15 protein-coding genes are annotated in these 16,376 nt (G+C 50.4%); 4 read left to right on the top strand and 11 right to left on the bottom strand.

Going from position 1 to position 16,376, the window contains the following annotated elements; genetic code table 11:
• Positions 1 to 3: 3 nt before the first annotated feature.
• A complete protein-coding gene (locus ACO0LH_RS14730) occupies positions 4 to 828 on the bottom strand; it encodes an NAD-dependent epimerase/dehydratase family protein (RefSeq protein WP_422941858.1) in 825 nt (274 codons plus the stop codon).
• A 190-nt stretch (positions 829 to 1,018) separates the two neighbouring features.
• Positions 1,019 to 1,426, bottom strand: a complete 408-nt coding sequence (locus ACO0LH_RS14725; RefSeq protein ID WP_422941857.1) for a LysR substrate-binding domain-containing protein — start codon at positions 1,424 to 1,426, stop codon at positions 1,019 to 1,021.
• Between ACO0LH_RS14725 and ACO0LH_RS14720 the strand changes: the two genes are divergently transcribed.
• The 4 genes from ACO0LH_RS14720 to ACO0LH_RS14705 all read left to right on the top strand — a co-directional run bounded on the left by ACO0LH_RS14720 (position 1,405) and on the right by ACO0LH_RS14705 (position 7,483).
• Entirely contained in the window at positions 1,405 to 1,653 is a 249-nt protein-coding gene (locus ACO0LH_RS14720; protein ID WP_422941856.1) for a hypothetical protein, read from the top strand. The two genes, ACO0LH_RS14725 and ACO0LH_RS14720, sit on opposite strands and share 22 nt — an antisense overlap.
• Before the next feature lie 114 nt (positions 1,654 to 1,767).
• A complete protein-coding gene (locus tag ACO0LH_RS14715; protein WP_422941855.1) occupies positions 1,768 to 2,760 on the top strand; it encodes a LacI family DNA-binding transcriptional regulator in 993 nt (330 codons plus the stop codon).
• A 321-nt stretch (positions 2,761 to 3,081) separates the two neighbouring features.
• The gene (locus ACO0LH_RS14710; RefSeq protein WP_422941854.1) at positions 3,082 to 4,980 is read left to right on the top strand and encodes a hypothetical protein; all 1,899 of its coding nucleotides are present in this window, start codon (positions 3,082 to 3,084) and stop codon (positions 4,978 to 4,980) included.
• Between the two features lie 73 nt (positions 4,981 to 5,053).
• Entirely contained in the window at positions 5,054 to 7,483 is a 2,430-nt protein-coding gene (locus ACO0LH_RS14705; RefSeq protein WP_422941853.1) for a TonB-dependent receptor, read from the top strand.
• Positions 7,484 to 7,565: 82 nt separating this feature from the next.
• On the opposite strand, the gene ACO0LH_RS14700 is transcribed toward ACO0LH_RS14705, so the two are convergent.
• The 9 genes from ACO0LH_RS14700 to ACO0LH_RS14660 all read right to left on the bottom strand — a co-directional run bounded on the left by ACO0LH_RS14700 (position 7,566) and on the right by ACO0LH_RS14660 (position 16,340).
• Positions 7,566 to 8,474, bottom strand: a complete 909-nt coding sequence (locus tag ACO0LH_RS14700) for an amino acid ABC transporter substrate-binding protein (protein WP_422941852.1) — start codon at positions 8,472 to 8,474, stop codon at positions 7,566 to 7,568.
• Positions 8,475 to 8,701: 227 nt separating this feature from the next.
• The gene (locus ACO0LH_RS14695; protein ID WP_422941851.1) at positions 8,702 to 10,018 is read right to left on the bottom strand and encodes a DEAD/DEAH box helicase; all 1,317 of its coding nucleotides are present in this window, start codon (positions 10,016 to 10,018) and stop codon (positions 8,702 to 8,704) included.
• Positions 10,019 to 10,496: 478 nt separating this feature from the next.
• Positions 10,497 to 11,666, bottom strand: a complete 1,170-nt coding sequence (locus ACO0LH_RS14690; RefSeq protein WP_422941850.1) for a sigma-54 interaction domain-containing protein — start codon at positions 11,664 to 11,666, stop codon at positions 10,497 to 10,499.
• Positions 11,667 to 11,933: 267 nt separating this feature from the next.
• Positions 11,934 to 12,413, bottom strand: coding sequence for a c-type cytochrome (locus ACO0LH_RS14685; protein ID WP_422941849.1), 480 nt, complete (start codon positions 12,411 to 12,413; stop codon positions 11,934 to 11,936).
• Positions 12,414 to 12,455: 42 nt separating this feature from the next.
• On the bottom strand, positions 12,456 to 13,346 hold the full coding sequence (locus tag ACO0LH_RS14680) for a dienelactone hydrolase family protein (RefSeq protein WP_422941848.1): 891 nt from the start codon (positions 13,344 to 13,346) through the stop codon (positions 12,456 to 12,458).
• Between the two features lie 87 nt (positions 13,347 to 13,433).
• Positions 13,434 to 13,841: a hypothetical protein gene (locus tag ACO0LH_RS14675; RefSeq protein ID WP_422941847.1), complete on the bottom strand. Its 408-nt coding sequence runs from the start codon at positions 13,839 to 13,841 to the stop codon at positions 13,434 to 13,436.
• A complete protein-coding gene (locus ACO0LH_RS14670; RefSeq protein ID WP_422941846.1) occupies positions 13,838 to 14,446 on the bottom strand; it encodes a peroxiredoxin in 609 nt (202 codons plus the stop codon). Before ACO0LH_RS14670 ends, ACO0LH_RS14675 begins: the two co-directional genes overlap by 4 nt.
• Before the next feature lie 20 nt (positions 14,447 to 14,466).
• Complete coding sequence (locus ACO0LH_RS14665; protein ID WP_422941845.1) at positions 14,467 to 14,850, bottom strand: hypothetical protein; 384 nt, start codon at positions 14,848 to 14,850, stop codon at positions 14,467 to 14,469.
• Positions 14,851 to 14,888: 38 nt separating this feature from the next.
• Entirely contained in the window at positions 14,889 to 16,340 is a 1,452-nt protein-coding gene (locus ACO0LH_RS14660) for a DUF1501 domain-containing protein (RefSeq protein WP_422941844.1), read from the bottom strand.
• Positions 16,341 to 16,376: the final 36 nt, after the last annotated feature.

The raw sequence follows: 16,376 nt of genomic DNA, 5'->3' as shown, positions 1-16,376 counted from the left end.
CCCTTAATATTGCGGTCCGGCTACGACAAACGGCCCACCCTGATAAAGGCTGCTCAGGTCACCAGCATCAGGCCGGTCAGCAGATAAAGGGAAGCGTGCGGCAAATTCGCTTGAACTGTCATTCGGCTTAAAACCCAGATGTGCAGCCTTGCGGTTATCCCACCATTTGACCGGATTATCCGACATGCCGAAAACAATGCTATGCCCCACTCTGGGTGTAAACAATGCCGCCTTGATCAGTTCAAGCAAATCATCGTAACTGAGGTAAGTCACCATCATGCGACTGTTCCTTGGTTCTGGAAAAGAAGAACCTATGCGCAGGCACACTGTCTCTATGCCAAAGCGGTCGTAGTAATAGCGCGATAGCGCTTCGCCAAAACATTTGCTCAAGCCGTAAAAGCCATCAGGCCGCAAGGGACTGTCTGCATCAATCAAATCGGTCGTGCGGTAAAAACCCACGACATGACTGGAACTGGCATAGATGACACGTTTGATACCAAGCTTGTGTACCGCCTCATACAGATTGTGCATACCAAGTATGTTCGCCTGCATGATGGGTTCAAACTTGTCTTCGACAGAAATGCCGCCGAAATGCAAGACCGCATCGACATCTCTGAGCAATTCAAGCACAGCCGCCTTGTCGGCCAGATCACAGACCTGTGCTTCTTCACCCTCACGCAAATTGTCGACAGACACAATATCACTGAGACGCACGATGCTGGCCCAGGGCTTGATGCGCTCACGCAATACGCGCCCGAGGCCACCGGCCGCCCCTGTCAGCAACAGACGCCTGAAAGGCTTTTCGCTAAATTGTTCACTCATCATCATTGTGGGTTGGCATATCAAGGTTAGTGAATGACATTGAATACATAATAACCAATTGATTTTGCATTCAAGTTAAACGTTTAACTAAGTATATAGAAAAATCTGGTGCGGTCAAATAATTATGGGATTTTTCGCTACGTCAGTCCGGTTTTCGAAAATAGCGACCCGCGACTGCAACTGCATGGGCAGACCTTCAGGCATGCGTTGCTGCTTTAGCTTGTACACTGGTTTGCGCATTGTTGACCAATAGGTCCCGGAACCATTTCATCGCCGGATCACGATGCCGGCTTTCATGCCAGATCAGGCAATAATCAAAACTCAGGCTGGCGATATCGAGCGGAATCACTTGCAAAGAACGACCTGCCTGCCATGTCCTGGCCGCACGTTCCGGCAATACAGCGACCAGATTCGCATGTTCTGCGGCAAAATTCCCGGCATAGAAATAAGGTGCCTCCAGCGAGATAAGTGGCCTGGGCAAACCAAGCTCAGCATAGATATCATCCGTGGCATAACCGTGACGCAAAGGGTAACGCGCAGCAAATTGCGGATAGGCAGCGGCCTGGGCCAGCAAATCCAGGGGTGGCAGCGCAGCATGCTTCACCAGCACGGTTGCTGGGCCGACCTGTCGAGGCCGTTGCGGTTCCCCGCCACGAATGGGAAGCCATGCTCATCAGCAAAGGCTTTCCTCCTGCAAGCGCCCTCGCCTTCGCAGAAATGTTCGATGGCTTCAACAGCGGTCATATCGCCTTTGATGGTGAAATGGAAACAAGGTATGGCAAAGTGACACTGGAAACAGCGCTGAAAGCTTGCCTGGGCAAGCGGCACTAGCTGGTAATCAGGTACACCACAAGTTTTGCGGGTTGAGGACTTGCGCGCGCTCCCGTACTTGTGGTGTACCATGCACTCCTGTTTTGCTCTTTTAGTTAAACGCTTTCCACACCAATGAAAAAGAAATTACCGACCATACGTGATGTTGCCGCCGGAGCAGGCGTGTCGACTGCCACCATTTCAAAATTCATCAATGGCACACAAAGGTTTTCTTCTTCTGTGGAAGCGAAGATTACGGAAGTCATACGGGACCTGGGTTATCACTCTAACCCGCTAGCACAATCGATGATCACCGGACGCACCAAATCCATCGGCCTGTCCATCCTCGATGTCAGCAACCCGCACTTCACCAGTATCGTCAAAGGCGCCAATCGCATCGCGATAGAACACAGCTATACCTTGCTACTCGTCGATACAGAAGAAAACCTTGGCCGTGAAAAACTCTTGATTGAGGCACTGAGCCGCCGCGTCGATGGCATGATCATTTTTTCACGCATGACAGAAAGCGAACTCAGCTGGACCGGCCAACTGGAAAAGCCCCTGGTCTTCTTTGGCCGCCTGACGCAACTGGCTTTCCCCTGTGTCAGCAGTGATGATCACAAGGGGGCTTACATGTTGGCCCAGCATTTGATCACGCTGGGTCATAAACGCATAGCCTACCTAGGTTTTGGCAAGTCACGCCGCGACGAAGAACGTCTGGCAGGTATACAGGAATGCCTGGCAGAACATCAGTTAACGGCCGATGTCTACAATACCAATTCTCCGTCAGCGCAGGAGGGTGAGCGACTGTGTTCCACCATCATGCTGGGCAGGCAGCATCCCGATGCGGTGGTTTGCTATAACGACCTGATGGCACTGGGCTTCATGAAAGAGGCACAAAGCCTGGGGTTTGATATCCCCAAAGATGTGTCGGTGGCCGGGTTCGACAATATCCAGTATGGCCGCTATATTTCACCGGCCCTGACTACTGTGGATTTGCAAAGCGAAGAAATGGGCGTGACTGCCATGCGCAAGCTGATAAACATGATCAACGGCGATACCGGCAATGAGCTCACCACAGTAGATGCAAAACTGATCATGCGCTCATCCGTCATGAGCCGGAAATGACTGCGTGCATCTGTGACACTGGACTGTATCGCCGAGATAGTCGCAAGTTGCCCATACTTGGTTCGGCTAGATATGTGCTAAAAAACGACAAATTAGAAAACGTTTTCCTTTCATCTGCCTTGCTACACTGACAGGCAATTAGCTTATTTATAAGCCATTTACCATCATAGAAGCTTCTCAAGCGACTATTCCGCAAAAATTTATAAAATCAGGTTTACCTTCATTTTGAATTCATCTACTATTTAGTTAAACGTTTTCCTAAAATTTAAAACGCTGAATTTTGGCGTTAATAAAGGAAAACAATAATTATTCAGGAGACACATGAATTACAAGAAAACAATCACGAGCCGGCTGTGCCTGAAAGGCTTGGCACTCGTATTGGCCACAGCAGTCTTTAGCCATGCAGCGGCCACTGATACGGCGCATATATCCAGCATGTCGGCAAATCTGCCCATGAATACCCTGGTGCAAAAAGAACTGTATCCGCAACTGGATTTTCTTTCGCAAAAACTGCTGGCCGAAAAACTGCAAACCACGCTGGCGGGTTACCCGGCATTCAATGGCAAGGATAAATTCCTGCCAGGGAAAATTGCCACTGGCCTCGCGCACCTGATGCTGAACCCGGCACTGGATCAGCAGGCGCGTGCCCAGGCAATGAAAAACTTCCGCATCAGTGCAGATATGACTGTGGATCTGGAAAACCATACCTGGGGCATTTATTATTATCTGCTGTCGCTGTACCAGATCAAGCAGGCAGGCTTGCTGGATCAGGCTGTCAGCCCGGCCACGCTGACGCAACTAAAAAAACAACTGGACTGGCGCAGCTTCGTCAATGAAGCAGACCTAAAGCTGATCAACCTGCCGACCAATTATTATGGCGTGGCATTTGGCGTCGCCCGCTTGCGCATGCTATTGGGCTGGGAAGATGTCAGTGGTAGTGAACGGCTGTTGACGAAATTGCTGGAACACTATGATGCCCATTCCGGTGAATACGGTTTTTCTGACGAGACGGATGGCGAGGGCCGCTTTGACCGCTACAGCATTTTGCTGATCGCCGAAATTTGCCATCGCCTGCTGGAAACCGGCAAAGAAGTACGACCCGACCTGAAGCTGAAATTGCGCAAGGCTGCTGATATTGCGCTTAACATTGCCAATGACAAAGGGGATGGTTTCAGCTTTGGCCGCAGCATAGGGGCGTATGGCGACACTGCCATACTGGAAATCCTCTCGGCATCAGCTGCACTGGATATATTGACACCGGTTGAAAGAGACTATGCCTATGCGTATTCAACACGCGTGTTCGCAAAATTTTTAAACTTCTGGTATGACCCGCAATTACATTCCGTCGACCTGTGGGGCAAGGGCAGAAAAACCGATGCCTATCGTGGCGCGCATCGCGTGCTAGGAGAAAATTTCTCGCTACTGCACCAACTGCTGACCACCAATGCCATCTGGCGCAAACTGGGTTATGAAAACAGCTTGCCGCTACCTGATCTGCAAGCCTGGGCAGACAAGACACAGCCAGTATTTCAACTGACCTGGTTTGCGCGTGGTGAATACGACAGGGCGCTGGCCATCTATCGTGACCAGCAGCATGTGTTCAGCCTGTTGCTGGCCAGTGGCGGGGCCAGCCAGCATGCCAATAGCCCCTATTACCCTTTGCCATTTTCCAACGACATCATCGCCGGCATACCCGACAGTGGCTTTGCGCATCCACAACTGATACCGAAACTGACAATGGAGGATGGCAGCCAGTTGCTGGCGACTGCTTTCATTAAAAATATACAAACCAGCAGCGCAGCAAAAACACACACAGTGACTTATCAGCAAGACGGACTGACCCGCATGACAGGTGAAGTCAGGCCGCCACAAAAAGATGAACGCGTAAAACTCAGCAGTACCTATGAACTGGCACCTGGCGTTATTTCCCGAACCGATAACTATACGGAAACCGGCACAGCACACATACAGCAGGCATCTCTGGAGTTCAGCACTTTTTCTGACGCAGCAACTCAGGAAGGTACACATATCCGCTTCAGCCAGGGTGGCGTCACCGAATTTACCGTAGAAGGTCTGGCGCAATGCACGATTAAAAAAGTACTGGGTGAAGCCTATTTTCAAACCCCGGGCGGGCCGCTGAAAAATCACGTCACATGCAGCACACAAAAATTGCCATCCGCAAGATCGCTACGCATTAAATGGACTATCCGTTATCAATAAATGCAAGGCATGCCATATCAGCAAACAACAAGATATAAAAAAAAACAGACACCATAAAAAACCGGAGACAGTAATGAAGATGAGCATTCGCAACAAACAGTACAAAAACAAGCCCTATCAGTTAAAACCTATCGCCTTTGCAGCCAGTCTGGTCATCCTTGGCGTGACCCAGAGCAGTTATGCACAACAGGAAAATACTTCCGAATCGGAAAAGGGCAAGCTGACCGAAGTCGTAATTTCTGCCAACAAACGCATAGAAAAACTGGAGCAGGTACCAATGGCCATTTCTGTGCTTGGCGACGCCACGCTACAGCGTAACAACGTCAGGGAAATCGCTGACGTCATCAACCTGTCACCCGCCTTGTCCATCACTTACGGTTCTACTCCTGCCAACAATGGCATCAACATGCGTGGCATAGGAACAACCTCGATAGGCATAGGTGTGGAAGCTGATGTGGCCGTGATCATTGATGATATTCCCATGGGCATGCAGGTCAAGGCATTCCAGGATCTGACAGATATTTCACGCATAGAAATCCTCAAGGGGCCGCAAAGTACCCTGTTTGGCAAGAGCGCGATCGCCGGTGCTGTCAACATCGTCACCAAACCCATTTCCGGCCCGCTGGCAGGCAGCGTCAGCAGCCTGTACACCAGCGACGGGGAATGGCGTATCGGTGCCAGTTATGGTGGTGAGGTATCAGAAAAATTCGGCTTCAGGTTCACCGCCAGTGATACACGCTTCCCAGGCAACGTCAATAACTTGACAGATGGCAGCAAGGTCAACGGTTCTGGCGGCAAGACCTTCATGGCGAAACTGAGCTGGCATCCCACTGACAATATCGATGTCGATTTTTCACCCCGCTATAACCGCACGATCACTTCGTGTTGCGCGCTGGTGCTGACTAGCCTGACGCCGGCCCAGGGTGGCCTGCTGTCCAATATTGCCCAGTTACCTGCCAGTACACTGCTCAACGGCATACACATAGGCCCGGATAATGTCGATATACGCAATGATGCAATGACAGGGCAAGAATCAACCAGCCGTGGGGCTGGCCTCAAATTCACCTACACGTTCCCTGATGGTTCTACCCTGGCATCGATTTCCTCAGTTGACCGCTACTACGCCAACGACTCGCGTGACCAGGATTTTGTCGATGTGTCTACCCTGCTGTACTATCCACTGGCAAATGGCAAGGCAGCAGGCGTCAATGCCGGGTACATACAATACGGCACCTTTGATGTGAAGTCACAAACGCAGGAATTGCGCTACACCTCCAATGACAAAGGTGCTGTACGTTATGTTGCCGGTTACTGGTACGGCAAGAACTCCATTGAACGGCATTTTGTACGAGGCTATAACGGCATTGCGCTGACAACGCCGATACAATATTTTACCGATACCTATAACGTCAACAGCGCAGTATTTGGTCAGGCGACCTGGGATTTCGCCAAGGATTACAGTGTATTGGCCGGCTTGCGCTATAACCGCGAAACTTCAGGCTACCGCTTTTCTGTCGGTGCACCGCCTCCAGGCGCCTATGTACAGACAGACTATTTCTCCAGCCTCGACAATACTGAAAATGCGACAACGGGCAAACTCAGCCTGCAACATCAGGTCAACAATAACCTGATGGTCTATGCAATGGGTTCTACCGGCTACAAAGGCCTGGCGTATGACCTGACCAGTGGCCTCAATGCGGCCACTGCGGCCCAGCAACCGGTTAAATCAGAAACTGCCAAGACCTTTGAACTGGGTCTCAAAGGTAATTTTCTCGATAACCGACTGACACTGAATGTGGCTGCCTTTAACAGTAAATTCAGCGACTATCAGCAAAATTCTGGCGGTTACCTGCCAGGTACAACCACCTATGTCACTCGTCTCAACAGCGTAGGCGGTGTACAGACACGTGGTGTAGAAATGGACGTGTCGGCACTGGTGACCAGGGATCTGATCCTCAACGGCAGTTTTGCCTATACCGATGCCACCATTACCGATTTTCCGAACGCACCATGCTATAACGTGGCAGGCAGCCCGAACGGTGGCTTCAATGCAGAATGCCAGTTGAAGTCAGCACAGTATGGCGGGCAAAATGTACAAAACCTGGCCGGTGCGAGAATGCCGAATGCACCAAAGATCAAGGCCAATGTAGGCGGACAATATGACCTGCATTTCAGCAACCTGCCTTTCGACGCTTTCTTTACCGGCAGCGTACGGTATCAGAGCGATGTCATCACGAACCTGAACCAGGATCCGACTCTCGCCGTACCCAGCATCAGCGTGACCAATATCGGCTTTGGCATCAAGGACAAGACGAACAAATATAAATTGAGTTTCTTCGTCAATAACCTGTTTGACCGCCATTACGCCAATACTGGCTTCACCGGCGTCGGTAGCTGGAGTAGCAAGGCCCCCAACCCGGTGCTGACTGTCAGCAATACGACATGGACACCTGCACGTGATGCCTTCCGCTACTTTGGTGTGAGGCTGGATGCCAAGTTTTAAACTCCAGCCCAAAAACTGATCGCATGTCTATGTGAAATAGCGCGAAGAAAATCTGTTTCTTCGCGCTATTTCAATTCAAGCTTCAATCTGCCACTTTGTCAGATGGGAATTGGAAGGAATTGCGCAACAAGGCATTCATGGGCATATCGAGATTGACGCCTGATGGTGGTATGGGATTGTTGAACCATTTCCTGTAAAGCTTTTCTACCTCACCGCTATAGATAATCCTCGCCATTTCTGCATCCATCAGTTTTTTCAGTTCCGTATCATTTTTTGAGAACATGATGGCATACGGTTCCACAGTCAATGGACTGGCCACGACTTGATAATCGGCAGGCCGGCTGCTCATTGCCTTCAAGCCGTATAACAGCACATCATCCATCGCAAAGGCATCGGCCTTGCCGGTTTCTACCTGGTGAAAAGATTCAAGATCATCCTTTGCTTCCAGCAGGGTGATGCGCAATGCGCCCACATCATTGCGCTCAGCAATGGATTTGGCATTGGTGGTAGCAGCGGTGGTAACGATGGTTTTATTACGCAAGTCTGCCCAGTTGCGTATGCCGGAATCCTTTTTAACCAGCATGCGGGCGCTGGCAATGAAATTGGCTATCGTAAAACCTACCAGGGCACGTCGCTCTGCGGTGTTCGTGGTCGGGCCACATTCCAGATCTGCCTGCCCGTCAAGTATGGCCTTGAAACGACTGGACGGGGTAACCTGTAAATATTCAATGCGCAGGTCTGGCCGCTTCAATTGTATTTTGATCGTTTCAACGAGCTTGAGGCAAATATCCACTGTGTAGCCAACCGGTTTGCCACTATTGTCTTTATAAGAAAACGGTATCGATGCATCCCTGGTAGCGAGCACGATTTTGCCGTTGCGGCCAATACGCTCCAGGGTTTCGCCGGCGAATGCTGACTTGCTGATACCGGTCATCATCAGAAGCGCAAAGGCAAAAACATTTGCCTGGAATATCATCGGACGGATGTGCATTATTTTCCCCAGGTCAGACAAATTATTTATTCACGGGCCGGTGCACATGATGGCTGTGATTGTTGTCTTTTACCGGGTACGCAACAAACGATAATTTCTAATCTGGGGTATTAGTCCTGCTATTAGGTTTTCAAATTTACAAGCTAAGTGAATACCATTTCTTCAGACACGAGATCAAGCTTCGCTGAACGATTTCGAATGATCCGGCACTGCTGCACTGCCGGGTATCAGCTATGACTACCCGACTTGGCAGCCAGTTCACGCAACTTATCTTTCTTGCTTTTACGTTTGCCTTTGATGCCGCCAGTGGGCGCATCGAGGCTGGATTGATCGTCCTTATTCGCTTCTGCTGATTCAACGGCTTGGGGTGCCGTTTGTGTTTCAGCAGCAGGTTCGAAGCCAGCAATAACTTCACGTGGCACGCGCTTGTCCTGCCGTTTTTCGATCAGGCGAAAATGCATTTCATGTTCAGCCAGAATAAAGCTGACTGCCGTGCCGGAGGCGCCGGCACGACCAGTGCGGCCTATGCGGTGGATGTAATCATCCGCTGAACGCGGCAAATCATAATTGACCACGACAGGCAAACCCAGTACATCAATACCGCGTGCAGCCAGATCAGTAGCTACCAGTACCTGCACGCGCTTAGCCTTGAAATCAGTCAGCATATGCTGGCGCGCACCCTGACTCGCGTCACCATTGAAGGCTTCAGCCTTGATGCCGGCTTTTTGTAATTTTGCCGCCACGGTGTCGCTCGCATATTTGGTAGCGGCAAATACCAGCACACGCTCCCATTGCTGTTCCTTGATAAGGTGTACCAGCAGGCGCGTACGCTTATTGCTATCAACCGCTATAGCCCGCTGGACGATATCAGGATTGTTTTCTATCGTGTCAGAAATCGCAATGCGCCTGGGTTCATGCAATAAACCCAAGGCCAGTTTTTTGACGGCTGGCGGAAAAGTAGCAGAGAAAAACAGGTTTTGTCTTTGCTCTGGTAAATATGAGAGCAGACGTTTGATTTCATCGGCAAAGCCCAGATCCAGCAAGCGATCTGCTTCATCGAGCACCAGTGTGGTCACATCCTTCAACTGCAAGGCATTGTTGTCGAGTAAATCCAGCAAACGCCCTGGTGTACTGATAACGATATCGGCACCACCGCGCAAATGCATCATTTGCGGGTTAATCGATGCACCACCAAATACGACGGCAATCTTTAGTGCCGGTAACAAATGACAGGCCAGATTTTCAATGCTGCTGCCAACCTGGGCAGACAATTCGCGGGTAGGCACCAGTACCAATACGCGCACCTTGCGTTCCTTGCCTGTTGCGTTGACTGGCTGTTCAGTTTGCATAAGATGCAAACGCTGCAACAATGGCAAGGCATAGGCTGCCGTTTTGCCTGATCCTGTCTGCGCCAGTGCCAGCACATCACCGCCCGCCAGTATCGCAGGAATAGCTTCAGCCTGTACGGCAGTTGGTGCGCTATATTGCCTTGCAGTGACAGCATGCAAGAGTTCAGGGATGAGGCCGAGGGAATCAAAATTCATGGACAGGCTTACAGTAGGAAAATACGTTCAGGAATAAACAGCAACCACGAATCAGACGGTAACTGATCAGTGAGAAAAGACATCGCTGAGGAGTTTTATCCAGGGAAACTAAAGAATTTGCCTCTGAATTTGAATTTTTTTCAATACACTCTGAGTCAACGATTTGTCAGTATTGCAATTTTTTTACAATACGATCATTGTAAAACAGAAATGCCTGCCATCTTCCACAGAAATTGCCTAATCACCGCGAAATCGGTAGCGCAATGCCCGGCCTGAGGCCACAGCGTTGCCGAATCATAAGTTGCAGTGGTGCATGATGCCAGTTTAACCGCATTGATCTGCGCCTCACATCTGGCCAGTCTATTACAGGCTTATTCACTGACCTAAATGAGATGTCTAAACACCGTGGTGATCATCACGCCAGTTGATGTAAATCAGAAATGATTGAACCCGCATGGCTCGCGAGACACTTCCAACTTCATTGTATGGCCATACCCTGCGGCAAATTGACATCGGCATGCTGCCCAGCCTCAATGTCAAAACCAATCAAGCCGTGGTGTTTCAGATGGGTGCGCAATATGTTCCTGGAAATGCCAAGTAATTTTGCAGTCTGGACCTGATTCTGTGCACAGAAATTAAAGGCAGTGTGAATCAAGGTTTGTTCAAAAAATTCAAATACGCCCGCGTCTCCAGTTTCTATACTCTCGACGATCAGCGTTTGCAATCTGTCTTTCAGGCTGGCCTCCGGCGTCGCTGCCTGAGTCATATTGACTGCATGTCCTTGAACCTCCGGGGTATAAGTTTGTGTAGCTACCGCTGGCGATATGGTAGAACCACGCCTTCTGGCAGCACCGGCGAGTTTCAGGTCTTCTGCCACAATCACCTTATCGCGGCAAACGATCAATGCAAAGTGGATGACGTTTTCCAGTTCACGTATATTGCCGGGCCAGTCATATTGTAGCAATGCTGTCTCAGCTTCAGAAGACAGACGCACATTATCGAGCTTCATTTTTTCGCCATAGATGGCAATGAAGTGATACGCGAGTGGCAGGATGTCGCCAGTACGTTCAAACAGTGGTGGCAAATTAATGGTCGCCACACTCAGTCTGTAATACAGATCAGAACGGAAATGCTCAGCTTCTATGGCTTTGTGCAAATCAACGTTGGTCGCAGCCACTAGCCTGACATCAAGCGGTATGGGCTTGCGCGAACCCAGCCTGACGACCTGGCGCTCCTGCAATACACGCAGCAATTTCACTTGCAGTGCAAGCGACAGATCACCAATTTCATCCAAAAATAAAGTGCCTCCATTGGCGGCCTCAAACCAGCCTGACCGCGATTGCGTTGCGCCGGTGAATGCACCACTTTCATGACCAAATAATTCTGCATCAATCAGGGTTTCACTAAAGGCACCGCAATTGACTGCAATGAATGGCCCTTTACGCCCGCTATGATTATGGATATGGCGCGCAACCAGTTCTTTGCCCGTTCCGGTTTCGCTGATAATCAATGCAGTGGCCTCACTGCGGGCAATGCGCTCGACTTGCAGCAACAATGCCGCGGATCGGGGATCATTGAACATCATGGCCTTGGCCCGAATGGACAAGATCATGTTCTGGTTATCAGGAAAGGTCAGTAATTTGTTCACGATAAGCTTTCTGGCTCAAGATGCTGAAAGTAAAATGCACGCAGAACAAAGATGAAATATTCTCCTTTCGCTTTATCTGCATTCGACGACATCAGACTACCGTGAGAGTTCCTGAAGTAGAACGAATTTTTACAAACTTTCTTATCCACTTTTTGTGAATGATTCCGGGCGGAAATTTACCTTGGCAACTGGTATGACAAAAGACAGCTTCTGCTTCAATTACATATTGGGAAGCTGAAGATGTCCCTTGGTTTTGGACACAAGAAATTAATTCGACAATTTAAAATCATCGTGACATGCCTTGCAGGTGCGTGTCAGTTTTCCATACTGGTCTTTCACAGCTGCAGGGTCACCTGCCAGAGCAATTTTTGCCAGCTCGTTCGCTTCCTTACTGAAGTTGGCGGCCAGTTCACCAACATGCTTGCCATCCCTGAAAAGTTCAGGCTTGACGGCAGTATCATGCCAGCCCTTGCCTTGCTCGGTGCCCGGTGCAAACAATGCGCCTAAACCGGCATTAGACAGTGCCGCAATGGTGTTGGCTGCCTTGATGACTTCTTCCTTATTGTATTGGCCTTCCAGCGCAGCCTTGATGCGACCTGAGTTCCAGCCTATTACCTGATACGCAGACTGGCGCCATTTGATCAGGGTTTCCGGCTTGGGCGCCTGTTGTGCCAGCACAGAGGTCGAGGCAATAAAAATGGATACTGCAGTGACTGCCAGAAAAATTCTTGATGCGGTTTTTTTCATGGATATTCCCGGTCTGATTGAAATTTAAAATGGAGAGGTATGTCAGGCTCGCAGATGGGTCTTGAAAAACTCTACCGTGCGCTGCCAGGCCAGCGTTGCGGCAGCCTGGTCATATCTTGGCGTCGTATCATTGTTAAAACCATGCTGTGTACCTGCATAGGTGAAAACCTGATATTTGACACCCGCCTTGATCAGGGCCGCTTCATATTTCGGCCAGCCGGCATTGATGCGTTCATCGGTCCCGGCATAGTGAATCAGCAAAGGTGACTTGATTTTTGCCGCCTCTTCTTCTGATGGTTGTCCACCATAAAACGGGACGGCAGCGGCCAGATCAGGGATTTTGGTCGCCAGGAAATTTGAGATGCCACCACCATAGCAAAACCCGACCACGCCAACCTTGCCATTGCCTTCTGGCAGTTTTTTCAAGATTGCCGCAGCCTCGATAAAATCTGCGCGGGTCTTGGTTTGATCAAGCTTGGGGAACAGCTCGCGGGCTTTCTCTTCATCGCCCGGATAGCCCCCAAGCGGGAACAGTGCGTCTGGCGCAAAGGCAATGAAACCATCTAGTGCCAGGCGGCGTGCGATATCTTCGATATGCGGGTTCAGGCCACGGTTTTCATGCACGACCAGGACTGTTGGCAATTTTCCCTTGATCACCGCAGGAGTAACCAGATAACCCTTGAGGTTGCCGTAGCCTTGTGGCGATGGATATTCTACATACTGCGCCTGTATGCGCGCATCTGTCTTTGGCACTTGCTGCGCCTGGGCAAAATTGGGGCTTAACTGTTGCAGCAATACCTCGGCCGTAACTGCGCCAACCGCGAATTTGCTGGCCGATTGTAAAAAACTGCGACGGTCGATTTGCCCGTGTACATACTGATCAAAAAGCTGCAAAACCTCGGGTTTAAATTCATCTGCGGTCTGACGTGTCATCTTATATTCTCCTGGGTAACATTAATTTTCAAGTACGTGCATAAAATTGGGCTGGGAAGATTTGCCGGGGCAGCTTGCACATGCATGTCATTTGAATGGACGGTAACTGTCGTGACAGGCACTACAAGCCCTGGCAATACTGACTGCTGCCATTGCACCTTTCTCGTAGTCCTGATCGCGCACAGATGCGCTGATGATGGCAGCAGCGTCCTTGCCATCTCTTGACATCTGTACGGCCTCATCAGGATGTTTGATCTGTATAAAATAATTTTCCATTTTCAAATACAGATCTTCGATTTCTTCAGCGCTTTGTATGGCAGCCGCATCCTCTTTTAGTGAAATACGTTTTTGCACTTCCACTATTTTTTTATCGACTTTGCGCATCCAGATATCAAAATCCAGCATGCTGGCTGCCAACGTCGATTGCATTGCAGACATCATCAACAAGGCTAGCGCGGCAAACAGGCATATGTTTTTACCAGTCTTCAAATTCATGGCTTGGCAGGTTTTTCAGGTTTTGCAGCAGCCAGTTTTTGCACTGCTTCCAAAGCCTTGACCACATTCTGTTCCGGTGCCAGGCCACCAACGGATGCATACACCTTACCCGCAGAAGTGATGATGAAGGTACTGCGCTCGGTATGCGCATGATCTATGTCATTGCCGCGCGTATCCTTGCGACCTGCCGGTGTATCCACTACTGACAGGTCAAAGCTTTTGGCAATCTTGCCATCCACATCTGAAGCCACAGGGAATTTGCCTGCGCAATACTCGGGGTCAGCAGAGAAATCGTTGAGGCGGCTGATGCTATCAAGGGAGACGCCGACAATGCTGGCACCTGCCGCCTGGAATTTATCATGCCCCACGGCAAATTCGTGCGCCTGTATATTGCAGCCACCGGTAAACGCCGAAGGGTAAAAATACACGACCACCGGCCCTTTCTTCAAGGCTTCTTTCAGTGAATACGGAAAGCTCTTGCCTGCCAGTGATGCCTGCGCCTTGAAATCAGGGGCACTATCCCCTTCCTTCAAAGCGGCTTGCGCCGTCGTCGCCATGACGGATAACGACAGTAATAAACTGAATGTGAATGCCTTGGTTTTCATATGCGCCTCATTTGCCCTGGTTAAGTTTTCTTGTACACCTGATGACAGGTCTTGCAGGATTTCGCCAAAGCACTGACCGTAGTCGATGCATTGTCAAAATCTTTTTCAGTGACTTGCCGTATCAGCTCTGTAGCGAAATTCCTGCTTTTTCGCGCATATTCAATCGCATCAACGGCATCGCCCTTATGCTTGTAGAATAACTCAACTTGTGCAAACATTTCTTCTATTTCGCGGGCATCAGCCAGCGCCGCCTTGCCATCTTTCAAGGCAATATTCGAGTCTATATTTTTTGTGGACTCTTCTATCCTTTGCATGAGGTCTGCATCAACATCATTCACTGCGACTGCCATGCCGGCGACCAGGGTCAACAGCAGGGCAGCAGCTTTCAACATTTTCTGTTTCATTTGCACATCCTGTTACTTCAGCTCAGATTGCCGCATTGTCAGGCGATCAATTCCTTGACGACATCACCAAACACCGTGGTGGCCCGCTCTGAGCGGCCCTGATGGGTAAATGTCAGGTTGCGGTGATTCAAGCCCATTAAGTGCAATACGGTCGCCTGCAAATCATAGGTGTCGACTACGCCGCTTGCTGCACGCAGACCAATTTCATCCGTTGAACCATGGGTATAACCCGCCTTGGAGCCACCACCCGCGATCCAGGTCGTGTAACCCCACGGATTATGATCACGACCGTCACCGGTCTGCCCATACGGGGTACGGCCAAATTCAGAAGTCCACACCACCAGCGTGCTATCGAGCAAACCACGTGCTTTCAGGTCAGCCAGCAAGGCACCGATAGGTTTATCGACCGATTTGGCCATGACTGCGTGGTTTTTTTCTATGTTGTTATGGGCATCCCAGCTACCATAGGTCTTGTCATTCGAGCCTGAAATCACATGGACAAAACGTACGCCACGTTCCACCAGGCGTCGTGCGCGCAAGAGATTGGTGCCGTAATCCTTGCTGGCGTCGTCGTCAAGGCCATATGCGGCCTTGGTTTCTTTGGATTCTTTACTCAAATCAACTGCTTCCGGGGCAGATGACTCCATGCGATAAGCAAGTTCATACGAGCGGTTACGCGCCTCCAGTTCACTGTCAGATGGATAGTGTGACGCATGCTGGGCATTCAATTTACGGATCAGGTCCAGGGTGTTTTTTTGTTCGGCAGATGAGACCAGCGATGGCCTGTCCAGATGCAGGATAGGTGAGTCCCCCTGGCGGAAAACCGTACCCTGATACGTCGCCGGCAAAAAGCCGGAACTCCAGATCGTCTGACCACGGCCACCACCGCTATTGTCATAGCCCGTTGGCAAGACGACGAAGCTGGGCAAGTCAGGATTGGCGCTACCCAGGCCATAAGTAATCCAGGCCCCCAGTGCGGGGCGGCCCGGGGTAAGGGCGCTGGTATGCAGTTTCAATGAAGAAATGACATGGGTGCTGCCTTCAGTCTTGCTGCCTTTGATGAAGCAGATATCATCCGCCTGCTTGGCAATATTTGGCACCAGGTCCGAGAACCAGGCACCGCTTTCGCCGTACTGCTTCCATGTACGTTTGGTCGCATACAGGGCACCCACACCACCATCGGTCGCTGTCTTGAGGTTTTTGGAAAACGAGTCTGGCATGGGTTGGCCTGCCAGTTTGATCAGGTCAGGTTTGTAGTCAAACAAATCCAGCGTGCTGGGCGCACCTGCCATGTGCAGCCAGATGACGGACTTGGCCTTCGCCGCATGATGGGCGACTTTCAAAGCCAGCGGGTCATCGAATGTTGCAGCCTGTGCGCTTGACAGCAAGCCACCACCCAGCAGGCCGCCGGCAGTGAGGCTGCCCAGACCCAGCCCACCCAAGCCCAGTCCTGCATGTGACAAAAAGTCGCGGCGTGATTTATTGGTCATAATATTTCCCTTATTTTCATCAATTCGTATTTGCTT

The organism is Undibacterium sp. TJN19 (genome assembly GCF_049339485.1).
Classification (GTDB): Bacteria; Pseudomonadota; Gammaproteobacteria; order Burkholderiales; family Burkholderiaceae_D; genus Undibacterium.
This window is presented reverse-complemented; position numbering and strand designations above follow the sequence as displayed.